Source organism: Methanobrevibacter sp. (assembly GCF_017427765.1).
Lineage (GTDB): Archaea > Methanobacteriota > Methanobacteria > Methanobacteriales > Methanobacteriaceae > Methanocatella.
The window spans coordinates 34,313-57,322 of the sequence record NZ_JAFRSC010000008.1; the positions used below are offsets into that span (position 1 = coordinate 34,313).

At 34.7% G+C, this 23,010-nt stretch carries 26 protein-coding genes; 3 read left to right on the forward strand and 23 right to left on the reverse strand.

The window, feature by feature from the left end; translation table 11 throughout:
- Nucleotides 1-37: 37 nt before the first annotated feature.
- From IJL02_RS01775 to IJL02_RS01795, 5 genes are all read right to left on the reverse strand, one after another.
- Complete coding sequence (locus IJL02_RS01775) at nucleotides 38-652, reverse strand: NAD(P)H-dependent oxidoreductase (protein WP_292808397.1); 615 nt, start codon at nucleotides 650-652, stop codon at nucleotides 38-40.
- Between the two features lie 4 nt (nucleotides 653-656).
- Nucleotides 657-1,292 (reverse strand): flavodoxin family protein, encoded by a 636-nt coding sequence (locus IJL02_RS01780; protein WP_292808399.1) that lies wholly within the window; start codon nucleotides 1,290-1,292, stop codon nucleotides 657-659.
- A gap of 48 nt (nucleotides 1,293-1,340) precedes the next feature.
- Nucleotides 1,341-1,727, reverse strand: a complete 387-nt coding sequence (locus IJL02_RS01785) for a hypothetical protein (RefSeq protein WP_292808401.1) — start codon at nucleotides 1,725-1,727, stop codon at nucleotides 1,341-1,343.
- Between the two features lie 170 nt (nucleotides 1,728-1,897).
- A complete protein-coding gene (serS, locus tag IJL02_RS01790; RefSeq protein WP_292808403.1) occupies nucleotides 1,898-3,175 on the reverse strand; it encodes a serine--tRNA ligase in 1,278 nt (425 codons plus the stop codon).
- 133 nt (nucleotides 3,176-3,308) lie between these two features.
- Nucleotides 3,309-3,680 (reverse strand): helix-turn-helix domain-containing protein, encoded by a 372-nt coding sequence (locus tag IJL02_RS01795; protein ID WP_292808405.1) that lies wholly within the window; start codon nucleotides 3,678-3,680, stop codon nucleotides 3,309-3,311.
- Nucleotides 3,681-4,232: 552 nt separating this feature from the next.
- Between IJL02_RS01795 and IJL02_RS01800 the strand changes: the two genes are divergently transcribed.
- Nucleotides 4,233-4,559 (forward strand): hypothetical protein, encoded by a 327-nt coding sequence (locus IJL02_RS01800; RefSeq protein ID WP_292808407.1) that lies wholly within the window; start codon nucleotides 4,233-4,235, stop codon nucleotides 4,557-4,559.
- A 53-nt stretch (nucleotides 4,560-4,612) separates the two neighbouring features.
- Here IJL02_RS01800 and IJL02_RS01805 read toward each other — a convergent pair whose 3' ends face one another.
- The 5 genes from IJL02_RS01805 to IJL02_RS01825 are packed head-to-tail and all read right to left on the reverse strand — an operon-like array spanning nucleotide 4,613 to nucleotide 8,061.
- The gene (locus tag IJL02_RS01805) at nucleotides 4,613-5,263 is read right to left on the reverse strand and encodes a HEAT repeat domain-containing protein (protein WP_292808409.1); all 651 of its coding nucleotides are present in this window, start codon (nucleotides 5,261-5,263) and stop codon (nucleotides 4,613-4,615) included.
- A gap of 22 nt (nucleotides 5,264-5,285) precedes the next feature.
- On the reverse strand, nucleotides 5,286-5,636 hold the full coding sequence (locus IJL02_RS01810) for an arsenate reductase family protein (RefSeq protein WP_292808411.1): 351 nt from the start codon (nucleotides 5,634-5,636) through the stop codon (nucleotides 5,286-5,288).
- Nucleotides 5,637-5,667: 31 nt separating this feature from the next.
- Nucleotides 5,668-6,177, reverse strand: coding sequence for a YgjV family protein (locus IJL02_RS01815; protein WP_292808413.1), 510 nt, complete (start codon nucleotides 6,175-6,177; stop codon nucleotides 5,668-5,670).
- Between the two features lie 36 nt (nucleotides 6,178-6,213).
- Nucleotides 6,214-6,861, reverse strand: a complete 648-nt coding sequence (locus tag IJL02_RS01820) for an HAD family hydrolase (RefSeq protein ID WP_292808416.1) — start codon at nucleotides 6,859-6,861, stop codon at nucleotides 6,214-6,216.
- Nucleotides 6,862-6,882: 21 nt separating this feature from the next.
- A complete protein-coding gene (locus tag IJL02_RS01825) occupies nucleotides 6,883-8,061 on the reverse strand; it encodes an MFS transporter (protein ID WP_292808418.1) in 1,179 nt (392 codons plus the stop codon).
- 112 nt (nucleotides 8,062-8,173) lie between these two features.
- Between IJL02_RS01825 and IJL02_RS01830 the strand changes: the two genes are divergently transcribed.
- A complete protein-coding gene (locus tag IJL02_RS01830; RefSeq protein ID WP_292808420.1) occupies nucleotides 8,174-8,581 on the forward strand; it encodes a pyridoxamine 5'-phosphate oxidase family protein in 408 nt (135 codons plus the stop codon).
- A 152-nt stretch (nucleotides 8,582-8,733) separates the two neighbouring features.
- Here IJL02_RS01830 and IJL02_RS01835 read toward each other — a convergent pair whose 3' ends face one another.
- The 10 genes from IJL02_RS01835 to IJL02_RS01880 all read right to left on the reverse strand — a co-directional run bounded on the left by IJL02_RS01835 (nucleotide 8,734) and on the right by IJL02_RS01880 (nucleotide 18,259).
- Nucleotides 8,734-9,228 (reverse strand): methylated-DNA--[protein]-cysteine S-methyltransferase, encoded by a 495-nt coding sequence (locus tag IJL02_RS01835; protein WP_292808422.1) that lies wholly within the window; start codon nucleotides 9,226-9,228, stop codon nucleotides 8,734-8,736.
- A 6-nt stretch (nucleotides 9,229-9,234) separates the two neighbouring features.
- Entirely contained in the window at nucleotides 9,235-10,029 is a 795-nt protein-coding gene (cfbC, locus tag IJL02_RS01840) for a Ni-sirohydrochlorin a,c-diamide reductive cyclase ATP-dependent reductase subunit (RefSeq protein ID WP_292808424.1), read from the reverse strand.
- The gene (locus IJL02_RS01845; protein WP_292808426.1) at nucleotides 10,022-11,269 is read right to left on the reverse strand and encodes a U32 family peptidase; all 1,248 of its coding nucleotides are present in this window, start codon (nucleotides 11,267-11,269) and stop codon (nucleotides 10,022-10,024) included. The genes cfbC and IJL02_RS01845 overlap by 8 nt, the downstream gene beginning before the upstream one ends.
- 6 nt (nucleotides 11,270-11,275) lie before the next feature.
- The gene (gene purF, locus IJL02_RS01850; RefSeq protein WP_292808428.1) at nucleotides 11,276-12,697 is read right to left on the reverse strand and encodes an amidophosphoribosyltransferase; all 1,422 of its coding nucleotides are present in this window, start codon (nucleotides 12,695-12,697) and stop codon (nucleotides 11,276-11,278) included.
- A gap of 73 nt (nucleotides 12,698-12,770) precedes the next feature.
- A complete protein-coding gene (locus IJL02_RS01855; protein ID WP_292808430.1) occupies nucleotides 12,771-13,667 on the reverse strand; it encodes a hypothetical protein in 897 nt (298 codons plus the stop codon).
- Between the two features lie 9 nt (nucleotides 13,668-13,676).
- On the reverse strand, nucleotides 13,677-14,645 hold the full coding sequence (gene galE, locus IJL02_RS01860; protein ID WP_292808432.1) for a UDP-glucose 4-epimerase GalE: 969 nt from the start codon (nucleotides 14,643-14,645) through the stop codon (nucleotides 13,677-13,679).
- A gap of 9 nt (nucleotides 14,646-14,654) precedes the next feature.
- Nucleotides 14,655-15,833 (reverse strand): NAD(P)/FAD-dependent oxidoreductase, encoded by a 1,179-nt coding sequence (locus IJL02_RS01865; protein WP_292808434.1) that lies wholly within the window; start codon nucleotides 15,831-15,833, stop codon nucleotides 14,655-14,657.
- Between the two features lie 4 nt (nucleotides 15,834-15,837).
- Nucleotides 15,838-16,005, reverse strand: a complete 168-nt coding sequence (locus tag IJL02_RS01870; protein WP_292609466.1) for a 4Fe-4S binding protein — start codon at nucleotides 16,003-16,005, stop codon at nucleotides 15,838-15,840.
- Nucleotides 16,006-16,127: 122 nt separating this feature from the next.
- A complete protein-coding gene (locus IJL02_RS01875; protein WP_292808436.1) occupies nucleotides 16,128-16,553 on the reverse strand; it encodes a universal stress protein in 426 nt (141 codons plus the stop codon).
- Nucleotides 16,553-18,259 carry an ATP-binding cassette domain-containing protein gene (locus IJL02_RS01880; RefSeq protein WP_292808438.1) on the reverse strand — a complete coding sequence of 569 codons (1,707 nt, stop codon included), beginning with the start codon at nucleotides 18,257-18,259 and terminating at the stop codon, nucleotides 16,553-16,555. The genes IJL02_RS01875 and IJL02_RS01880 overlap by 1 nt, the downstream gene beginning before the upstream one ends.
- A gap of 86 nt (nucleotides 18,260-18,345) precedes the next feature.
- On the opposite strand from IJL02_RS01880, the gene IJL02_RS01885 reads away from it, so the two are divergent.
- Nucleotides 18,346-18,639 (forward strand): hypothetical protein, encoded by a 294-nt coding sequence (locus tag IJL02_RS01885; RefSeq protein WP_292808440.1) that lies wholly within the window; start codon nucleotides 18,346-18,348, stop codon nucleotides 18,637-18,639.
- Here the strand turns inward: IJL02_RS01885 and IJL02_RS01890 are convergent.
- The 3 genes from IJL02_RS01890 to IJL02_RS01900 form a co-directional block, all read right to left on the reverse strand.
- The gene (locus IJL02_RS01890; protein ID WP_292808442.1) at nucleotides 18,636-19,175 is read right to left on the reverse strand and encodes a zinc ribbon domain-containing protein; all 540 of its coding nucleotides are present in this window, start codon (nucleotides 19,173-19,175) and stop codon (nucleotides 18,636-18,638) included. The genes IJL02_RS01885 and IJL02_RS01890 overlap by 4 nt on opposite strands.
- Nucleotides 19,176-19,275: 100 nt before the next feature.
- Nucleotides 19,276-21,027 carry an excinuclease ABC subunit UvrC gene (uvrC, locus tag IJL02_RS01895; protein ID WP_292808444.1) on the reverse strand — a complete coding sequence of 584 codons (1,752 nt, stop codon included), beginning with the start codon at nucleotides 21,025-21,027 and terminating at the stop codon, nucleotides 19,276-19,278.
- Nucleotides 21,028-21,035: 8 nt separating this feature from the next.
- Nucleotides 21,036-23,010, reverse strand: a 1,975-nt coding sequence (locus IJL02_RS01900; RefSeq protein ID WP_292808446.1) for a DUF3320 domain-containing protein, incomplete at its 5' end; no start/stop codon positions are given.

Genomic DNA, 23,010 nt, shown 5'->3' on the forward strand with positions numbered 1-23,010 from the left:
TGTATACGCAAAAAAATTAAAAAAAATAAAAGCAAAATTATTTGCTTAATTCAGCTGAAATCTCAAATATCTTATCCAAATCTTTGGAAAGCTGTTTTTCCTTTAAATTTAAGGATTTGATTCCCTCTTCAGATGAATCAGACTTATTGGTTTTAGTAATTGTAGAAAAAGCATCAATTACTACTTGCCCGTTTAAAACTCGAAGCAAATCCTCTGATTGTTTAAGGTGCGGACGGATGTCTTTTTCAAAAGTATCCAAAGGATACTCCACAGTATAGAACAGACCCACATCCACTTTTCCATCAAAAACAATCCCCTTTTCAATGGAAACAATGCAAAATATCAAGCGTTCAAGCAAAGCCATATAATGGCTTGAAGGGCTTGAGAAAAATATCGGAACGCCAATTAAAAGAGTATCGCAATTCAAAATTTTTTCAATGATTGGAGAAAGTTCATCCCTCCAGTAACATTTGCAATGATTGCCTTGCTTTTTACAAATCAGACAAACCCTGCATCCGGATATGCTGAATTTGTACAAATCAATGTATTCAACATCTGCCCCCACAGATTCTGCACCTTCGGCTGCTCGTTTCATAAGCTGTGCTGTTGTTTCTTTTCGTTTTGGATGGGCATTGATTACAACTGTCTTCAAACCATCACCCCCCGGACAGCTCAGCGGAAATCTTAAAGACTTCTTCCAAATCTTTCGGATATTGAAGCACCAGTTGTTTTTCCTTAAGTTCCTGTGAAAAACCTGCCATGTTATATTTTGAGTAATCTCCAACCTGAAGTGTGTCACATATTGGATATGATTTTATCTCACCATTCAGATAACTGAATAAAAACTCAATTGAAGATAAACTGTCCTTCATTGACTCTTCATAGAATTTCCTTGGAGCGTTCATAGTATAGAAAAGTCCGATATTGACTTTACCTGTATAATAGCTGGATCCGTCATCATATGACATCAAACAAAAAATAAGTCTTTCAAGAAGTGCTCGAAACTGGCTGGTCGGTTCTCCGAAATAAATCGGTGAGCCTATTAATAACGCATCGGCATCAAGGATTTTTTCAATCAGAGGTGACAAATCATCATTATAGTAACATTTTCCTTTGGTTCGCTCTTTTTCCTTGCAGATTAGACAACTTCTGCATCCTTTGAAAACCAAATCATAGAGGTTAATGTATTCTGTTTCGGCACCTACGGATTCTGCTCCCTTTTGAGCCGCCTGCATGACTTCAGCAGTGTTCCACTTCTTTCGAGGACTGGCATTGATAATAATCGTTTTCATTTAAATCCCAACAGCAACTTCTAAAACATGACAAATTAAGGAAAAATATTATATTCTTCCGCTTTTCTGCAATATGACCATTGCAGCACTGTTTCTATACCAGTCGGTACCGTCATCCCACATTGGTTTAAATGATTCAGCCTTCTCTGAAATTGCTGCCAACTCATCAAAGGAATTGTTTGTACGGCCACCCAGAATTATAAGTGCATAATAGAAGTTTGCATCTTCAGGATATGCTTCCATCCATGGCTTTATAAGACCGTCTGCAAGACCGATTTCTCCCATTTCAATATAAGTCTTGAATTCCTGAGCAAAATCTTTTGCTGATTTATTATTTCCTGCTGGTTTTGTGTTTGTTTCTGTTTTAATTTCTTTTGATTCTGTTTTTACTTCTTCTTTAGGTTTATCTTTTTTGAATCTGTCGAAAAATCCCATAATGACCACATCATATAAATTTAGATATTAATATATATGGCTAAACTAATATTTAAGTTAAAAAAAAGAATTAAATTTGATATTTCCAAAAAAAATATACAGTTAAATATCCGATTTAATATTAAAAATAGTTAAAGTGTGTGAATACACACTTAAAAATTAAAAATAAGTTATTTTTTAGCTTCAATGACAGTTTTTCCATTCATGTAAGGGACCAACACTTCAGGAACTTTAACGCTGCCGTCCGGCTGCTGATAATTTTCCAAAATACAGCACATTGTTCTTTCAGTTGCAATTGCAGTACTGTTTAAAGTGTGCAGGATTTGAGCATCTCCGGAACCTGCTCTTCCAAAACGTGTTTTGGTTTTACGGGCCTGATAATCTTTACAATTAGTACATGAAACCAATTCCCTGAATGCACCGGAACCCGGGAACCATGCTTCAAGGTCATATTTAATGGCAGCATTGTCATTTAACGCTGATGATACAATAGCTATAATCTGATATGGAAGACCCAGTTTCTGATAAATCCTCTCGGTTACTTCCATAAGGTGATCGTGCTGATTTCTTGAATCTTCAGGAGTGGAATAAATAAACTGTTCAATCTTTTCGAATTGGTGAACTCTGAATATGCCTAATGTATCTTTACCGTGAGAACCTGCCTCTTTTCTAAAGCAGGTTGAAAGGGCACAGTATCTTAAAGGCAAATCTTCAGGAGATATGATTTCATCTCTGTGAAGAGCTGCGAGAGTCTGTTCAGCAGTTGCAATCAGATACATGTCCTCATTTTCCACTTTGTATAAAGTTTCTTTAAATTCACCCAGTTCAGAAGTTTCTGCTGCAACTTCACCTTTTACAAAAAATGGTGTTTGCATTGGAATGTAACCTTCTGCTTCAAGTTCTGATAAAGCAAACTGAATCAGTGCCAGGTTTAAGTGAAGAATATCTCTTTTCAGGTAGTAAAAACGGGCCCCTGCGATACTTGCAGCGGTTTCAAGGTCTGCACCATCGATTTTATTAATCAAATCAACATGATTTAATAGCTCAAAGTCATATTCAGGAATTTCACCGTAGGTTCTAACAACCACGTTATCATCTTCGGTATCTGAAATCGGAACATCATCATCAATGATGTTTCCCACTTTGTATCTGTAATCCTCTCTGAGTTTTAAACATTCGGCATTTTTGGCAGTTAAATCTTTGATTTCTGCTGCCACTTCTTTAGATCTGGCAATTACCTCATCCAAATTGCCTTCTTCTTTTGCTTTTTTAAATGATTTGGATAATTTGTTTTTCTCGGATCTTAAAGAATTAAGTTTTCTTTCACCTTCTCTCCATAAGGTGTCGTATTCAATTACTTTTTCAACATTTTCAGTATCTCTGAATCTCTTTTTTTCAGAGTCAATAATTATTTCCGGATTTTCTCTGAACAGTTTTATATCTAACAATTTTTGTCCCCTAAAATATTTTATTCATTATAAGATATGATTGTCTTGTTTTTTAAAGTTAATGTTATTAATCTCTAAAAAATCAAAATTTTAAAAAAAATAGAAAATAATATGGTATATCAACCATATTTTTTTAGAGCAAAGTTTGTCTAAATGATGCCTTTACATCATTTTTAATTTTATCAGAATATGTTTCACCATCAACGCTTACCATAGCTATTTCATACAGTATCTTGTTTAATGATTTTCCTTTTTCAGTTAATCTGTATTTAACATTTTTCCTATCATATTTATCGGCGATACGGTCAATAAGACCGTTTTTCTCCATATCTTTAAGACAATTGCTCAATACCTTATTTGAAAGCTCTGGTTTGTCTTCTTTAAATTCATGAAAACGGGTTTTACCTAAAAATAAATCACGAATGATTTGAATTACCCATTTTTTACTTATTAAGTTAACAACTAATTCTATAGGACATGATTTAATATGATTAATAGTTTCCATGAGTATACCTCCTAAAATTGATAGGTTTATAATGACTTGTTTTTTAAGCATATAAACCTTTCGTTTAAAGTGACCAAATGGTTACAAAAAACATTTATATGCCCTTTGCCTAATTCTAATTGAAAGTTACAGAGATGTGCTTTCAAAAACCAGGAGATAGCATAAGTACACCTAAAGGAATGAAAATGAATAATTTTTCCTAAAACTAGTTAAATCAACGAATTTGAAATCTGTTGTTAGTGAAATGATCTTCAGATTTCAAATCCGGCACATATTGTAATAACAATAATTGCCTAATGATTGCGTCAAAGTTATTTAACCTCCAAATATTCCCTATTGATATTCATTGGATTTCCAGATGGAATTTTTTGAAGATGCATTGAGCATCGCTAAAATCCTAATTTCAAAAATCACACTTTCCCAAAAAAAGGTAAAAATCAAAAAATTCCCGCTGTCTCACTTTTTTTAATGCAAAATGTTATTTTTAATGAGATACATAGATATAAATGTAAATTTAAAATTTACTTTAAAATTCTAATGGAGGGACAATATATGGAAATTAAATATAACCAAAGGTCTTACAATTACCCTAGTATCATTAAAGGATTACTGCACGAAATTTCAAAAAAAGACTTTGATCACTTCCACATTGTATACAGCAACGACAATTACGGAAATTTCTATAAAAATGAAGACAAACTAATTGAATTCAGGGACGACCATCTTAAAGAAACTTGCGAAAACGGCGATGTAATCTACTGGGATTACGAAAACATCTGCAAGATAAAAGTAACCAAAAATCATGAAATACAAGCTGAAGAAGAAAAAGACGTATTTGATGATAACGACCTGTGGACAGGTAACAGAATTCAATTCTAAAATTAAAAATTTGTACAGATTATATTCTGTACAAAAAACTTATTTTTATTAATTTATATTCTTATACGACGTGAAATAGTGCTTCTAACATCACTAACTTTAACATCCTCATAAATTTTTCTTAAAAGTTTTTCATCATCGATATTTTCAACGGCAGCAACAATTATATCGCTGTAAGGGTCATTATCATAGGGACCGTTAAGGGCAACCTCTGCCAAGAACGAATCATCATTAATATTTTGAACTGCCCTCAAACGAGTTCTATAATCCGTCCTTTTTCGATAAATATCCTTAAAGACAGAATCATCATTAATTTTACGGGCGGCTTCTTTTCGAACATCCTCACTTCCATCTTCCATAGCAATATCCATTAAAACGTCACGGTCATCAATCTTTTTAACGGTTTGTCGGCGAACACCACTATCAGAATCATTTTTAGCAATGTCAATTAAAACTGCCCCATCACCAATCAGATTAACAGCTTCCAGGCGAACACCACCGTTAGAATCATTTTTGGCCAAATCAATTAAAACCGCCTCGTCACTAATATATTTAACGGCTTCCCGACGAACGCCATCATCAGGGTCATTTTTAGCCAAATCGATTAATATTTCAGGATCGTCAATTTTACTTAGTGCTTTTTTTCTAACTTCAGGGTCATCATTTTCCCATTTCGGTTTAGTGAATCTGTCAAATAATCCCATAATATCACAATTAACATTAAAATTATAATAATTTGTCTTCCCATTCCTTAACTTTAAAACCGACCAGTACAAAGTCATCACCTACAAGAATTGGGCGTTTAACCAACATCCCATTAGTTGCAAGCAAATCAAACTGTTCGGATTCTGACATGTCCGGAAGTTTATCTTTTAGTTTGTTTTCCCTGTAAACCATTCCGCTTGTGTTGAAAAACCTTTTAAGAGGTAAACCTGATTTATTATACCATGCTTCAATTTCACAAGCAGTAGGATTGTCATCTACAATGTGTCTTGATTCATATTCTATATTATGTTCATCGAGCCAGTTTTTAGCTTTTCTGCAAGTGGAACATTTCGGATAGTGAACGAATAACATAATTAATAATTGATTTTTAAGTTAAAAAAAGTTATTTGTTATAAATTAATCTCACCAGAGCAACCACACCAATCAGTGCAGTGATTGTTTCGATTACAGCAGATGAAAAATCAAGTATTGCAAGGAAATATACAATATAAATTGCGCTGTTTACAATAAAACCTGTTTTAATTGATTTGATTGTCTTTAAATAGTAATTGCACAATGTAATCTGAACGATAGCTATTATCGGCAACCAACCGACAATTCCCATAGTGTTTATTAAAAAACCCAATACAACAGAGATTACTATGAAAAATATTGTCAGTTTAAAAGTTAATTTGTCCTTATAGACAAGTGCATTACGGGCAGCAGCAATTGCCATTGTAGTCACTCCGGTCCATGATAGGAAAAAAACAGATGAAATCATTAAGATAAAGGCATTTAAAAACTGGTATTTGTAAGCCTGCTTTTCATCATTAACCCACATGCTTAAAATGATGAAAATACCTGCAATAAGAGATATAAAATTACCAATGATAATATTTAATGCCAAATCCATACTAAATAATTTGTAAAAATTATTAAATATAGTTCACTATGAAACATAGTCGAATAGCTCTTCATAGCTGTCAATGGCTTTTAGAATATAATCATCTTCGTAGTCATTCTGATTGCCGTATCCCCATTTAACAACTATACAGTCTATTCCTGCATTTTTGGCTGTTTGAATATCTGTTTTGGAATCTCCAATGTATACTGCTTCACTCTTATCAACGCCGGCTTTCCTGATAATCTTTTCAACACCGTAAGGATTCGGTTTTGAAGGATTTATCTCATCATGGCCTTCAATTTCTAAAAAATCAATGTCTGAGAAAAACTTTTCAACAAACTCATTAAGCGAATAATTCAATCTGTTTGAATTTATGGCCAGCAATATTCCCCTGTCCTGGAGTTTTTTTAATGTTTGACTAGCCTTTGGAAATGGAACGGTGTTTTCTTTTTTGCAGGAATCGTGAATGTTTAGATAAGTGTTTTTTACGGTTTTCACATTTTCATCAGTTGAATTTTCTCCAAGCACCAATGAAACAATGCCGTCAATGTTTCCTCCTAAACATTCCAGATATTCCTCTCGGGTCAATGTCGGGAAATTATGAATTTCCAAAGTCTCGTTAAAACAGATTACAACATCAGCTACCGAATCAAATAATGTTCCGTCAAAATCAAATATAAAAAGTTTTTTCATAATGATAAATAGGTTATCAAGCTATTTATTTTTTCTCAACGAGTACAGACATATCGGAAGTGCCATCAATGTTATTACTGATGATATAAGATACACTGGAGCATAACTTCCTGTCTGCGATACAAAGCTTCCAAGCAGTGCAGGTCCAAAGCCCATTGTAGCGTCGCAGAATATGAAAAATGTGGAAATGGCATATGATCTGCGGTGCTGTGATGCATTTCTTGTAACGATTGCAGTACAGGCGGAATTGAGCGTACCAAAACCGAGTGCTGCACAAATCGCACAGACAAATACAGTCAGATTTGAAGGATAGACTGCAATTAAAAACAGTCCAATAGATTGTGCAATAATTCCTGTAACACATACAATAAGGTCCCCATGCTTGTCCTGAATCCTACCTGCAACAGGTCTTGATAAAACCAGAACAACCGAATATATTATAAAAAACCATGAAAATGCCGCTGCCAGATTAACCTGAGATGCATAAAGCCTGTAAAATGATAAAATTGAAACATAACCGAGACTTGTCAGGGCTGTGAAAAGTGAAACAGGAACTGCACCGATTTCTAAAATCTTTTGAATACCATGATATTCACTCTCGACTTTTTTAACCTCATGATTTGCAGGGTCATACTTTTTAACATCAACAAAATTAATAAAAATCAGGGCAAGGGCTGAAAAGACACTTGCTGCTATAAAGCAACCTGATGAGCCCATATAATCATATAAAAATCCTCCGATATATGGGCCAAGTCCGACAGCTATTGTGGTTCCAAGCATAAAATATCCGAATGCTTCTGCGAAACGTTTTTTGGGAAGGACTGCTGAGGCTATTGTGACTATTGCATTGGCTGTTGCTCCAAAACCTATTCCGTGAATGAAACGAACAATCAAAAGCAGAGTGACATCATTTACAATGAAATACAAAAGACAAGAGAGAAAATGAATGCTCATAAAAATCAATGCTGTTTTTCTCCATCCTATACGCTCCAAGGCATTTCCAGAATATATTCTAGAACAGAGCCCACCAAAAATATATATTCCAGAAACAAGACCTGCAACAGTGGCGGTACTGCCCATGGAAGTTGCATATTCGGTTACTGTAGACATCAACACATACATTACAAGCGCTGAAAACAGCAAAGCCCCAAATACCAGAAAGAACTGTTTTGTAAATATCCTATCTTCTTGACCATTCATTGATATTAGTTTTGTAACTGAGATATTTTAAATTTTTTTCAAAAGATTTTTCATTATCTAAGTACATAAGAGTAAATATAATATTTTTTAAACAATTTTGAGAGATGTTAAAATGTCAGATATAGCAAAAATAGATGAATTACTAACAAAAGCAGAAGTGTTTTTCCTTGCGACTATTGACGGTGATAAACCAAAAAACAGACCATTGGGTTTTCATATGCTGGACGGGGACAAAATCTACTTTGGAGTCGGAACCTTTAAAGAGGTTTACAGACAAATCGAAGCAAATCCAAACGTTGAAATTTCAGCATGGGACGGAGAACATATTTTAAGATATTACGGTGAAGTCAAAATTGAGAAAAATGATGAACTTGTCGATAAAGCCTTTGAATTGATGCCTGAACTTGGTGAAATGTATAAAGCAAACGGCTGGGAAATGGGAATTTTCTATATTGACAAAGCTACAGCCGAAATAAGAAATATGTTTGAAATCGAAGAATCATATACATTTGAATATTAGGGATAATCCCTAATACATCTATTTTTTTAAATCCCTATTTTGGATTTGAACCTGCATCACGTGAACCATATATGTGTGATTTGTGCCATACACCACCCAATCTTGACGATATTAATTAAGATTTAGTTAATATATAAGTCAATGAATATGCTTTAAAATGTATAATCATCAATTTTTTCTATTTCCAATAGCTTAATTTTTCTATCAATTCCACCAGCATAACCTGTGAGTTTTCCTCCTGTGCCCAAAACTCTGTGGCATGGAATCAATATGGAAATGGGATTGTGGCCCACCGCTCCGCCAACTGCCTGGGCAGACATTGAATCAGACAGTTTGGAAGCAATTTCACCGTATGTTAATGTTTCACCATATGGAATTTCAGAAAGTATTTTCCAGACTTTTTTTCTAAATTCAGACCCCCCCGGATTAAGTTTAAAATTAATTTTTGGATTTAGACCGTTGAAATAATCGTCCAGCCATTTTTTAACTTCTGTAAAAATAGTCAAATCGTCATTGACAATGATATCTCCATCAACTGACGATAAGAAATGTTTTTGGCCGTAAAACCAAAGCCCACAAATGGCTTCACCATCACTTAAAATCAGCATCTCACCGATTGGAGATGAATAATCAGTTGAAAAGTACATTTTAATCTACATGTAAGATTTGAAAAATTCTTCAAAATCTTCATCACTCATAGGTTCAGGAGTTGATATGTTTTCATTAGCCATAATGCTTGAAGCAAGGTTCATGTATTCTTGTGCTTCATCACTTTCAGGGTATTTTTCTACGACGGTTTTTGCATCTAATTCAGCTTCCTGAATTAAATTACTTCTATGAATAGTACCAATAACATGTGTTCCTATCTTTTTTGCAAAGTCGTTAACAATTTGCTCCTCATTGTCGACATTTCTGCAGTTGCATACAATACCGCTTAAGTTACCTTTAAGTTTTTTAACACCCCGAACAATATTGTTTGCAGCATAAAGTGACATATATTCTCCAGATGTCACAATCAACACCTCATCAGCGTATTTTTCACGCAAAGGCACTGAAAAACCACCACAGACAACATCACCCAACACATCATATACGACAACATCCAAATCCTCATCAAAGATGCCAAGGTTTTCAAGTCTTTTCATAGCGACAATTACACCACGCCCCGCACAGCCAACACCGGGTTCGGGACCTCCGCTTTCAACACATAATATATCCTTAAATCCCTTAAAGACCAAGTCATCACGTGAAGGTTTTCTGTTATCCTTTAAAGTATTAACTACAGTTGGAATTCTTTTTCCATATAAAGTACGTGTAGTGTCCGCTTTCGGATCACAACCTATAACCAGACAGTTAAGATTTTCACTGCCCCACACTGCAGACAAATTAGCCACAGTTGTACTTTTTCCAATTCCTCCTTTTCCATAAATAGCTATCTTTTTAATCATCAATATTCCTCTCAACTAGTTTATATACGAAATCATTCTGCCTTACTTTCTTATCAATAGCTATTGCTACATTACATCCTTTTTTGACTTCACTTACACTTTCACCGTCAATTTGCATTGAATCGATTGTGTGGGTAATTGATCCTGTAGTCGGACCCTGAATCATAATCCTATCGCCTAAAGCCAAATCATCCCATATCCTAATTTCGGCAGCTTTAACTTTATTGTAGTAATTTACAATCTGACCTATGTCCTTTTTAATATATTTTGACTGGTTATCCTCACTTGTCTCAAATGGAGTTGTAAAATAAAAGTTAGTGTCAAATCCACGATTAAATACACCTGTTAACTCTTCCATCCACTCATCTTTAACCTTGTACTCTGACGGATTTTCAAGATAATTATCGATTGCCTGTCTGTACACGCCGGTAACCATTGCCCCATAATCCGGACTTCTTGCCCTTCCCTCTATTTTAAAAGATGCAACGCCGCTTTTAATCAGTTCAGGTATATGTTCAATCATGCACATATCTTTTGGAGAAAAGAAATTTGTTCTATAGCTTCCATCATCACTTCCGGTAATAATGAATCTTTCATCCTCGACATCTGAGAAATTGACAACATTGTCTTCACCTTCCTCATATGTTAATGTCCAGTTTTTACGGCAAGGCTGCAAACAGTCCCCACAGTTAGCGCTTCGACCATATAATCCATAGCTTAAAAAACAGCGCCCGGAAATAGCCATGCATATTGCGCCATGAATGAAAATTTCGGTTTCAATCGGGGATTTTTCAGTTATTTCAGTAATTTCTCTTAATGACAACTCACGGGATAAAATTGCCCTTTTAGCGCCTAGCTTTTTAAGGGTTTTTAAAGTATAAGAATTAGTAACATTTTCCTGAACGCTGATATGGGCTTCAAGACCATGAGAAACAGTATCTTCTATCAATCCGATATCAGATAAAATAAGTCCGTCTATTTGTGATGATGAAATTGTCTCAAGATTCTTTTCAAGCTCACAGGCAAGACGTTCATTTAAAATAATATTTGTGCACAGGTAAGTTTTAGCCCCATATTCTTCAGCTATTTTAGAGACTTCAGTCAAATCACTTAAAGAAAAGTTTTTTGCATTGGCCCTCATGTTATAATCATCAAGGCCAAAGTAAACTGCATCTGCCCCATTTTCCAAAACGGCACGCAGTGAAATGAAATTTCCGGCAGGAGCCAATAATTCTACCATATAAATCTAAGGTTTGTAGTAGGTTTCAGCTTCAAGACCTTCAGGAATTTCTGTAGGATATTCCTCATTCAGACAGCCTAAACACAAATCCTTTTCATCCATTCCAATGGCCTGCACCAATGCAGGAAGGGTTATGTATCCTAAAGAGTCAATGTCGAGCTGTTTTTGGATTTCATCAACAGAATAGTTAGCTGCAATCAATTCCTTTTTGGTTGCCATTGCAACACCATAGTAACATGGCGCAATTACAGGAGGGCATCCCACTAAAAAGTGAATTTCGGCAGGTTCCGCTTCTTTTACAAGGTCAAGCAACTGTTTTGAGGTTGTTCCTCTGACAATACTGTCATCAATTAAAATTATCTTTTTACCTTTAATTGCCTCTTTTATAGGGTTTAATTTTACTCTTACTGCAAGTTCTCTTTCCTCTTGAGTCGGCATGATGAATGTCCTTCCGACATATCTGTTTTTTATTAAACCTTCACCATATGGAATTCCGGAAGCTCTGGAATATCCGATTGCTGCCGGGATTGAAGAATCAGGTACTGGAATTACCAAATCAGCATCAATAGGATACAATTCATGCAACTGGCGACCGATATTCATTCTGGTTTCATAAACGTTAATGCCGTCAATTGTACTGTCAGGTCTTGCAAAGTAAACATATTCGAACATACAGTGGGAAAGTTTACATTTTCCTGCACTTTCAAGCATGTGAGAACATATTTCATCGTTTTTAAAGTAAACAACTTCACCAGGAACTATATCTCTGATGTATTCCGCATTGATTACATCAAAAGCAACAGTTTCTGATGCTAAAATAAACTCATCATCCCTTTTAGCAATAGCAAGAGGTTTTATTCCCATAGGATCTCTTACACCGTACAGCTCACCATCAACCAGAATAGTTAATGCATATGATCCTACAAGCTTTTTACAGACAGACTCAATAGCCTCCAAAACATCTTTATTATTGTCATGATGTGCTTTTTTAATCATGTAACAGATTACTTCAGAATCTGAATCTGATTTGAAATAAAAACCTTCCTCAATAAGTTCTTTTCTTAACTCTTCAGAGTTGACAATGTCTCCATTATGAGCCATTGCAATAAATCCATCTCCAAAATCAGTTACAAAAGGTTGTGAATTTTCCAATTTTGACTGGCCAGTTGTTGAATATCTTACATGACCAATTGCTTTGTTTCCTTTAAGATTTTGGATTTCATAATCTCTAAATACGTCAGTTATCAAACCCATTCCGCAGTAACAGTTTAAACCTTTTTTAGTATCAAAAGCGGCTATACCTGCTGATTCCTGACCTCTGTGCTGTAAAGCATACAAACAATAATAAACAAAAGATGCAATATTCTTAGAATCATCACTGCAGTGAATTCCAACAATACCACACTTATCTTCCATCTCACCTTGCATTTATAAACTCCCTATAAAATAGTATAATTATAATTATCTAAAAACTAGTATAAAATAATAATGTTTCATTCAACTAATCCCAAAAATTTTCAAAAGTGTTCGGAATTTCATATTCATCACGAACTTCAGGAACTTTTTTATCAGAATCATTGTCTTTCAATTCTCTTTTTAACTCTTCAGAATTATCATCAACAAATATTAATGCTGTCCTAACTATATTTAACCATTCAATAGCTTTAGATTTGGATTCTGCTGCAATATAATTCTGACCAACAATTATATTTTCCGGTTTGAATTTGTTGGTGGCTATTACAATTCTTTCCTCATCAGCCAAATCCTGTCTGAATGTGTCCTGCCAAAGTTCTTCAAGATTGAAAATTTCTAGAATCTCTTTTGAATAGATGTCTTCGTAGCGCAGTTTGAAGGCTGAAAAATCTGATTTTATCTCATCAATATCTTCAATCAGTTCCTTATTTTCCTGAGATAAAACTTCATTTTCCTTTATAAGCTGATTATAATCGTCCAATAAATTGTTGTAGTTGTGAGTTACTTTCATCAATTTATTTTCCAAAGTGTGGATGTTGATTAAATTTAAAGAATAAGATAATGTAGATTTAATTATTGAGTTTAGGATTTCCTTTTCAGCCAGGTGAAAATCAATTGACTCATCTTCAATAATTATATTGTTATAGTCAAACAGTCCGATATGATTAAAATCAGTCTTTAATTCATTAAAAAGAATATTATATGTTTCATCATGACCGTATCCACCCACCAGTAAAATATCAGCGCCGCTGGCTACTTTCTTAACAATGCTTAACTCTACAGTAGGGATAATAGATGAAACTATTATATTATAATCATTTTCAAGCTGGATATTGTTAACCGCTTTTGAGACAAGCTGTGCTATATCCAATCCGGAAACGATTATACGAACATCAATTTTTGATTCGTGGTTAACATTTTCCATGAAAATTACCTATATTATATTCATTTTTTCATGCCACTTCCAGGCAGACTCTACAATTTGCTCGAGGTCATATTGTGGAGCCCATCCAAGTTTTTCTTTAATTTTAGTTGAATCAGCTATTAAGATTGCAGGATCTCCTTCACGGCGCTTATCCATTTTAACTTCAAAGTCCCTGCCTGTGACCTTTTTACACATGTCAATTACTTCGCGAACTGAATATCCTTCACCATTACCTAAGTTGAAGATATTTGATTCGGCATCGTTGCATAAATATTCATATGCTTTGATATGCGCATCAGCCAGGTCATTTACATGGATATAATCACGAATACATGTTCCGTCAGGAGTATCGTAATCGTCACCAAAAATGGAAATGCTGTCCCTTTTGCCGATAGCCGCATCTAAAACTAAAGGAATCAAGTGAGTTTCAGGGTCGTGCAATTCCCCTATCTCACAGTCAAAATCAGCTCCTGCTGCATTGAAATATCTTAAAGATACATAGTTGAAATTACCTTTATCGGCTTCTCTTTGAAGAGCCTTTTCAGTGATGAATTTGGAGTGTCCGTAAGGGTTGATTGGTTTTAAATCTGTATCTTCTGTAATTGGAATTTGTTCAGGATTACCGTATACAGCAGCAGTTGATGACAAAATAAATTTATCAACACCAAATTCTCTCATGACTTTTAAGAGATTTAAAGTGTTTTTATAGTTGTTTTTAAAGTATTTTTGAGGAAGTTCAACAGATTCCGCTACTGATGAAAAAGCGGCAAAGTGGATTACTCCGTCAATGTCATATTTTTCAAATACTTCTCTTATATCATCACTACCGAAGTCGTAGTTTTCAAAATTTCCCCATTTTACAAAATTTTCATAACCTTTACAGAGATTATCTACAACTACAGTATCATAACCGGCATTGTGTAATGCCTTATTTGTATGAGAACCTATATAACCTGCTCCACCAGTAACTAAAATCAATTTAAACACCTACATGAATTTACCTAATTTAAGTAAAGCTTTTGGAGATATTTTTACTAATTTTTTAACAATTTCGGTTGTTGAAATTTTATCAAAGCTTTCGCCTTGGAATGCATGGCCGATACTGTCCAATTCTTCATCAGATAATGTAAGCAAGTATTCCTGTACTTTTTTATATCTTTTGATTTCATGGTCTAATTCTTCATGAGCCATTTTGTCGTATAATTTTAAGTACTTTTTAGAGCAGTCTTCTTTAATAGCTTGAGCTGCCACTTTACCTGCACACATTCCACCGGTCATACCGGAGATAATTCCTCCACCGGTTAACGGGTTAACTTGACCTGCAGCATCTCCAACAACCATAATATTATCATCATAAAGTTTTTTGGTCATTCCACCAACAGGGTCTCCACCTACATTCATCTCAACTGCCTGAGCGTTTTTCAAGTAAGGAGAATTAGCAACAAAATCATCCAAGTATTCTTTTGCGGTTTTATCTGCTTTGTGAGGTAAAATTGCTAAACCTACATTTGCAATGTCATCTCCTTTAGGGAAAATCCATACATAACCGCCAGGTGCGCATGAACCTAAGTAAAATTCGATTACTCCAGGTTTTTCAAATTCAACGTTACACATTTCGTATTGTACACCTGATTCCATTTCTTTTGCTTTTGCAGCCGGTCTTAAACCTGCCCATCTTGCAACGTGGCCTTCAGGACCGTCAGCGGCAATCAATATTTTACATTTGTAATCTATTTTTTCGCCCATGGATTCTGTGTTAACAATATAACCGTCTTCAATTTTTTCTATGCCTGTAACTAAAGTTTTGATTCTGATTTCTGCACCTGCTCTTGCTGCATCCATTGCCATGTGCTTATCAAAAACTTTTCTTTCTAAGATATAACCTGCTTCAGGTATTTTTACCTGATCTTCGGTTAACCATACGTCAGTTCCGTCAGGGGTCTGAATTCTTACGCCTTCAATTTTTTTGGTGACCCAACGAGGGGATGGTTCAATTCCTAATTTTTCAAGTCCTTGAATTGAAACTCCTTCAGCACATCTTTTTGGTGCTCCAATTTCAGATTTTTTATCCATTAAAATAACTTTTGCCCCACCTAATGCAGCGTGTTTTGCTGCAGATGAACCTGCAGGTCCTGAACCTACTACTATTACATCAGTTTCTATCATAAAATCAATCCTCTTTTTCTAAAGCATCAATTGGACATGCTTTAATACATGTATCACAATCTTTACAGTCATCATCGTTAAAGACTAAAGCATACTCTCTAACTTGAATCAAATTTCTCGGACAAACTCCAGCACATTCTCCACAGAATGAGCACCAATCTTTAACTATCATAAAATATCTCCTTTAATATTAACAGTTTATGTTATAAATACTAAGTTCTTTATAATATATAAAAGTTTAGTAAAAATAGGCATTTTCAATGAATTTAAAAGAAAAAAATAAGTTTTAAAGCATTATTTTATCAATAATACTGGAACTTCAGAAGTTCTTAGAAGTCTTTCTGAAACTGAACCGATTTGAGTATCAGAAACACTGTTATCCTCAAAGGATACAAACCTGTTGTTATTTGCTCCATGAGCATGAATAACAACTAAATTAGCCCTAGTTTGCTCAACAATGAATTTCATGTCTCTTAAAGGGTCGGCCGTAAGCAGATGCTCTACAACATCAACACCGACATCACTAGCTTTTTTAGTGATTTTTGCTAAAATCTCATCACCTGAATCCTCTTCAGAATCATAGCTGTTAAATGAAAATTCCTCCAAAACATGAACTGCAGCTATTTTTGAGCCAAATTTTTGAGCGATTTCAATAGCTACATCCGCTGCCTTATATCCGTAATCAGATCCGTCAACAGGAACGCAAATAACATCAAACACTAGCAATCACCTTTCAAGTAATCAGCATGGCAGAAATCAATGAAGTTATCAACAATCTCCTCGATATTGTCGCTGTCATCAATGATTTTTCCATCATCCATAAAGATTGCTCTGTTACTTAATTCCTTAATGAAGTCAGTGTTGTGTGAAATCATAACAATAGTAATTCCATACTCTTTTGAAATCTTTTTAAGTGAATTGGTAACGTCTCTTAAGGTGACAGGGTCCAAATCACCGAACGGTTCATCTAAAAGCAGGAATTTAGGTCTTGAAATTAAAATCAATGCAAGCATTACACGCACTTTCTGACCGCCTGACAGTTCATAAGACCTTCTGTGCAATATATCCAAGTCCAAATCCAGACTTTCAAATATGTCTGCCACAGCTTCTTTGGTGGCTGTTTCAGGAAATCTTGGGAACAAATCATTTAAAATTTCAGCATCCAGACCAATTTGTTCCAGACGGTGTTTTGCTTCAGTTTCAGGCAAATCAGTTAACTGATAAAATGAATCCAAAAGCTCATCACCAATACCTATTTTTTTAGCCCTTTCCTGAGCCTCTTTTACTACATCCTGGTTTTTATAACCTAATCTTGTAGCTAACTGACTCAATACTGTTGCATAATGAGTTAAAGCAAATTCCTGGTGCATGAAACCCAATTTGGAACGTATTTTCATACGGTCAATTCCCGGAACTTCAATGTCTCTCCATTCCCCATCGACATAGTATAAAACATCCCCTTCATCAGGATAGTCAAGTCCGCCAAGCATTCTTAAAAGAACAGTTTTACCAGCACCGCTTGGTCCGATAATGCTTAATATATTTTCATTTTGAACTTTGAAGTTAATGTCTTCCATCTGAAGAACTTCACCACCAGTCAGGAGGTAGAATCTTTTATAGATATTTTTTGCTTCGATTAAATCCTCATCGGTTGCGACATTTTTAATATCGACAATAGGTTCCATATCCTCCATGAATTTATCGCAGATTTCATCTGCAGAACCTTCATCAGCAATTTCACCATCTTCAAGCAGAATTACTCTGTCCGCCAAGTATTTTTGTACATCAGGCAAGTGAGAGACAAGAATAACGGTAATGTTTAACTCTTCATTGATTTTTTTAACTGCATCCAATATTTCTTGTTTTGTTTTAGGGCATGCCATTGTAGCAGGTTCATCAAGAAGTAAAGCTTTTGGTTGTTTTGCAAGCTGACGGGCCATGATAAGTCTCTGTTTTTCACCGCCACTGAGAACTGATGCATAATGATCCTTTTTATGAGTTAGTGAAACCAATTCAAGAAGTTCATCTGCCTCCTGGCCAAATTCACTTTCGGCAGTTTCAAAATTAGTATCCCCTTCATCAAAGTATCTTCTGGCGTATAATTTTCTCAATACATTTTCACGCACAGTATCCGGCCAAAGACCGAAAGACCTTTGAAGATGGATTGCTGTTTCTTTTTTAAGCTTATTGTAATAGTATTGGGAAGACTTCTCATCGATGCTGACATCACCAACAGTGATTTTACCTGCATCAATGTGTTCAACACCTCTCAAAGCTCTTAAAAGTGTTGTTTTACCTGAACCACTTTTTCCCATGATTCCAAGGATTTCACCTTCCTTTACTTCAAAACTGACATCTTTAAGTGCCTTGACTTTAGTTCCATCATCCAGTTCATAATCTTTACTTACATTTTCAACTTTTATCATTCTCATGCCCCATTTTATAATACATTATCTATATTTCTGAAACTATTTATATTTTATAGAACAATATTAAAAAATAAGTGATAAAAATGGCTAGCGACAATAAAATTAAAGAATATAGGGACAGTTTGGAACAGGAAAAGATTATGATTGAAACTCATTTTGCAAACATGGAAAGAATCCTTAAAGACAATCCAAAACTAGACCAGCAAAAAGCATTTGCACTACTGACTAACTTTAACACATTAAACGTTCAATACGAACAGTTATGCAATGACCTAATAACATTTATCAGGATATTTAATGAAGATGAAAAAGAAATCAGACTCTACAAAACCGATGAGTTAGTAGAGATTTTAGAAGAGAAAATCAGTCAATTTTAACTGTCATAAAAAATTGACACACTTCCGTAACCATTTGCAGTTGAATTTTCAGCTACAACCTTACCATTTCTTAAAAGCTGAATGGTAAGCTCACCTTCTCCACCATATTTTTCAGCCTCTATTTTAACATCATCCCAGGCAGCACAATCCAGGGAAACTGAAGTTGATCCGGAACCTGATTTTTCTATTAAGTAGTTTGGATCTCCCATTTTGGCATACCAGCTGCCATTGTATAAAATTGAAGCTTTATAAGGATAAGAAGATGACTGATGTTGACTTCCATCATCATAAATAACATTTAATGTTTCATCTTTTGAAGGTTGGGAATTATTATAAATAAAAGAAAATAATAACAAAGCAACGACAATAATACCCAAAACAATAATCACTTTTTTACCGAAACCTACATTCCAACCTTTACTACGTTTAGTTTTATTCGCCTTTTTTAAATTTTGATTAGAAAGAAGGTAGGCACAGTTATCACAATATGTAGATGAGGATGCATTTTCATATCCACATCTTGGACATTTTACCATAAATTTAAAACCTTTTACATTTCTTATGAAAACTTTATAAAAATACTTATATTTAAAGTTAATGGAAAATCAGTATTTTTTACTAATACTTGATTAAAAATTAGTGGTAATAATTATAGACATTTTCAGCCGTTTTTTGATTCATGCCCTCTATTTTAGCCAATTCCTCAACTGATGCATTTTTAATGTTATCAATTGTGCCAAATTCTTTTAAAAGATTCATCTTTCTTTTTTTACCGATTCCAGCGATATCATCAAGTGAAGAGGCTGATATGTTCTTGCTGCGAAGTTTTCTGTGATAGGTAATTGCAAAACGGTGAGATTCATCACGCACTTGCTGAAGCAGATGCAGAGCATTATTGTTTTTAGGAATTATGATTGGTCTAGAGGAGTTAGGGATAAATATTTCTTCAAATTCCTTTGCAAGACCAATAATAGGTATATGAGTAAGATTCAATTTTTCCAATACTCCACAAGCCATACCCAACTGTCCTTTACCTCCATCAATGACTATCAGGTCAGGTTCGGGGTCTCTGTCTACCATTTTTAATCTGCGGGTCAAAAGTTCCTCCATCATTGCAAAATCGTTAGGTCCGGGAGTTTCCATTTTGAAATGTTTATACATTTTTTTGTTGGGTTTTCCATCCTTAAATGATACTTTAGATCCAACTGCAAACTTACCTGAAATATTACTTATATCATATCCTTCAATGACATGAGGCAGTTTTTCAAGTTTCAGATACTTCTTAAGTTCAATCAGTGCGGATTCCATTTTTTTCTTCTGGTGTTTTATAATCTCGGCATTCTTACGGGCCATCTTTACAAGACGCAGTTTGACTCCTTTTTGAGGAACCTTGATATGAACCTTGTTTCCTCTCAAATCACTTAACCAGTCCTGCAATAACTCCTTATCTTCAATGTCCTCATCCAAAAGAATCTGTTTTGGAACGTGCCTGTTGTATCCGTAATACTGCTGGATAAATGCAAACATAATCTCTGAAGATGAATCATACTGGGATGCGCTCATCAAAAAGTCGTCTCGTCCAACGATTTTACCGTTTCTTATCGGCATTATAATAACTACAACTTCATCGTCGCCCGGAGCAATAGCTATTACATCCTGGTCCAAATCATCATCCACCAAATCAACAAACTGCTTTTCCATAATCTCTTCGATTGATGCAATCTGGTCTCTTAAAACAGCTGCCTTTTCAAACTCTTCATTTTCAGCTGCCTCCATCATTTCCTTTTTAAGGTTTTTTACTATAGCAGAATATTTGCCCTGAAAAAACAAATCAATTTTATTGATTATTTCTGAGTATTCCTTCTCTGAAATATTACCTGCGCATGGAGCGTAACATAAATCTATCTGGGAATTCAGACATGGTCCGTCCATATTGCGGCAGGTTCTAATCTTAAATAATGATTTTAAAAATTTGACAGTTTGCTTAACTGATCCGACATCGGTAAAAGGTCCGAAATAAACTCCATTTTTAGTCACATTTCTGGTAATCACCAAACGTGGAAACTTTTCATCAGTAATTTTAACGTAAGGATATCTCTTATCATCCTTAAGCTGAACATTATATCTTGGGCGATGCTTTTTTATCAGAGTGGCTTCCAAAATCAGCGCTTCCTTTTCAGAGTTGGTGATAATGTATTCCAAACTGTGGAAATGACTCATCAGTATCTGAGTTTTTGGCCTGTCCAGTTTTTCTCTAAAATAAGATTTGACTCTTTTAATGAGGTTTTTAGCCTTACCAATATAGATGATGGTATCGTTTTCATCCCTCATTATGTAGACACCGGGTTTATTGGGCAAATTATCAGGCGATTTAACTTTTGTAGACATTATATCACCTAATTTAGTTCAACATAATCATCAACAATTTTAACACGATTATTTGCAATCATCAAATCCAAGACACCATTGATTCTGGTAGCGGTCTTTTTGGAAGTGGATTTGAATCCGAAATTACGTGAAGTCTCTTTGGCAATTTGTCCTGTAGTTATGTTTGATTTATGTAAAAGTACAAGTTCGATGCTCTTTGCTATTTCCTCATCAGATATAAGTTCAATATTAGGTTTGTTTCTTTTTCTGATTATTACATTATTATTTGAAGCATCATATAAGAAATCACCAATTCTTATAATATCTCCTGAGTTTTCTGCATTTTCAATAGCTAAATTCACAGTCTTTTTCAAATTGGAACCTGCTCTTTTAATATTGCAGCTATCCTTAACACGGTTGGTTACTTCCTTAATGTGGATTGGTCCTTCAATGTCGACTATATTTTTAATTGACTTTGAAACATCAGAAATCGGTTTTGAGTACAATTCATCCTGGGAGGTTAAACCAATATCTGTAGCCTGAACATAGTCAATGATTTCATCTTCAAGTTTTCTTTTGCCCGGAAGCTTTTTATCATCAAACGCTTTTAAAGTATTGTCTTTTTGATGTCTTTTCTTTTCAATTTCTTTATAATCATCATTAGCTGATTGGATGATGTCTTCTAAAGCCTGATCTTTTAAGTCTTCTCTTCTGTGCTGTTCATTGACAGTAACAATAACATTATCATCACTGGCTATTTCTTTTTCAAGCTCTTCCATCATCATTTCCTGTTTAATTCTTTTTTCCTCTTTTTCGGCAAATGATAATTCCTCTTCCATTTGGATAATTTTATCGGAATCATCATCGCTAGGTCTTGAAAGGTAATCATTAGGGTCATATTCCTCAGTTCTGTCAACAACTGAAACATAATCTATTTGAGTAGGATTTTCAATTTCGTTTAGTGATTTGTTGATGTATTGCATGTCCTTTTTAAATCCTTTAATGGAATCTTTAATGGAGCGGCTTTTATGCTCCTTGTAATAAACATTGTTTTTCCTTAAAGGATTTGTAACATCATTAGCTCCTTTATAATAAGCTTCATCACCGGATTCAACTGGATTCTCTTCAGTAAGTTCATCACTGAGCTCTTCACTTTCAGCATTATCTTCCTGTTTGAAATCAGGAGTTTCAATCTCCTCATCAACATAACGGTCCTGAATATCCCTTTCTTCAAATTCTTCATTAATACCCAGAGTTTCAATCTCCTCATCAACATAATGGTCTTGAATGTCTTCTTCGTTGACGCTACTTTCTGGAGTTTTATCAAATACCTCATCCATAAATTCACTCATGGCTTCATCTATAACACGTGTAGCTTCCCTGTGAATGTCATCATCATAATCATCATTGTCCAAATCCGGCAAATTATCATTGAAAATATTTAATTCTTCATCTTCTTCAAAGAAATCATCTTTAGGGGTTGGTCTTTCAAGCGGAATGTCATTAACTTTTCCGTCTATGATAACTTCTGCTTCCACAACATCATCATCACTTGGAGCAGGTTTGAACATTTTCATATCTTCATCATCAATGATTTCGCCTCTAAGGGTTTCGATTTCTTCACTCTCCAATCTAGACTCCCCTGCAACCACTTCAGAAATTATTGATTTGACAAAGCTGCCTCTTCCGGATTTATGTTTGGTCTGGTTGATTTGGTCAACTTCAAAATTATCATCATTATCAGTCTCTTCATCGTAAATGTGTTCAGTTTCATCACCGCTGTGGTCAACGTAAATGTAATCATCATCAGAGCCCAAATCAACTTTTTTATCTTCAGCATCATTGGAATCAATATTATCTTCTACATTAACATCACGAGAATCAAAATCATCATCTACATTAACATTAACATCACGAGAATCAAAATCATCATCTACATTAACATTAACATCACGAGAATCAAAATCATCATCTACATTAACATTAACATCACGAGAATCAAAA

Coding starts and splice junctions, on each gene's coding strand:
- IJL02_RS01780 (WP_292808399.1), bottom strand. CDS start 1,292: ATGAAAACGATTATTATCAATGCCAGTCCTCGAAAGAAGTGGAACACT.
- IJL02_RS01785 (WP_292808401.1), bottom strand. CDS start 1,727: ATGGGATTTTTCGACAGATTCAAAAAAGATAAACCTAAAGAAGAAGTA.
- IJL02_RS01795 (WP_292808405.1), bottom strand. CDS start 3,680: ATGGAAACTATTAATCATATTAAATCATGTCCTATAGAATTAGTTGTT.
- IJL02_RS01800 (WP_292808407.1), top strand. CDS start 4,233: ATGGAAATTAAATATAACCAAAGGTCTTACAATTACCCTAGTATCATT.
- IJL02_RS01805 (WP_292808409.1), bottom strand. CDS start 5,263: ATGGGATTATTTGACAGATTCACTAAACCGAAATGGGAAAATGATGAC.
- IJL02_RS01810 (WP_292808411.1), bottom strand. CDS start 5,636: ATGTTATTCGTTCACTATCCGAAATGTTCCACTTGCAGAAAAGCTAAA.
- IJL02_RS01815 (WP_292808413.1), bottom strand. CDS start 6,177: ATGGATTTGGCATTAAATATTATCATTGGTAATTTTATATCTCTTATT.
- IJL02_RS01820 (WP_292808416.1), bottom strand. CDS start 6,861: ATGAAAAAACTTTTTATATTTGATTTTGACGGAACATTATTTGATTCG.
- IJL02_RS01825 (WP_292808418.1), bottom strand. CDS start 8,061: ATGAATGGTCAAGAAGATAGGATATTTACAAAACAGTTCTTTCTGGTA.
- IJL02_RS01830 (WP_292808420.1), top strand. CDS start 8,174: ATGTCAGATATAGCAAAAATAGATGAATTACTAACAAAAGCAGAAGTG.
- IJL02_RS01835 (WP_292808422.1), bottom strand. CDS start 9,228: ATGTACTTTTCAACTGATTATTCATCTCCAATCGGTGAGATGCTGATT.
- cfbC (WP_292808424.1), bottom strand. CDS start 10,029: ATGATTAAAAAGATAGCTATTTATGGAAAAGGAGGAATTGGAAAAAGT.
- IJL02_RS01845 (WP_292808426.1), bottom strand. CDS start 11,269: ATGGTAGAATTATTGGCTCCTGCCGGAAATTTCATTTCACTGCGTGCC.
- purF (WP_292808428.1), bottom strand. CDS start 12,697: ATGCAAGGTGAGATGGAAGATAAGTGTGGTATTGTTGGAATTCACTGC.
- IJL02_RS01855 (WP_292808430.1), bottom strand. CDS start 13,667: ATGGAAAATGTTAACCACGAATCAAAAATTGATGTTCGTATAATCGTT.
- IJL02_RS01865 (WP_292808434.1), bottom strand. CDS start 15,833: ATGATAGAAACTGATGTAATAGTAGTAGGTTCAGGACCTGCAGGTTCA.
- IJL02_RS01870 (WP_292609466.1), bottom strand. CDS start 16,005: ATGATAGTTAAAGATTGGTGCTCATTCTGTGGAGAATGTGCTGGAGTT.
- IJL02_RS01880 (WP_292808438.1), bottom strand. CDS start 18,259: ATGATAAAAGTTGAAAATGTAAGTAAAGATTATGAACTGGATGATGGA.
- IJL02_RS01885 (WP_292808440.1), top strand. CDS start 18,346: ATGGCTAGCGACAATAAAATTAAAGAATATAGGGACAGTTTGGAACAG.
- IJL02_RS01890 (WP_292808442.1), bottom strand. CDS start 19,175: ATGGTAAAATGTCCAAGATGTGGATATGAAAATGCATCCTCATCTACA.
- uvrC (WP_292808444.1), bottom strand. CDS start 21,027: ATGTCTACAAAAGTTAAATCGCCTGATAATTTGCCCAATAAACCCGGT.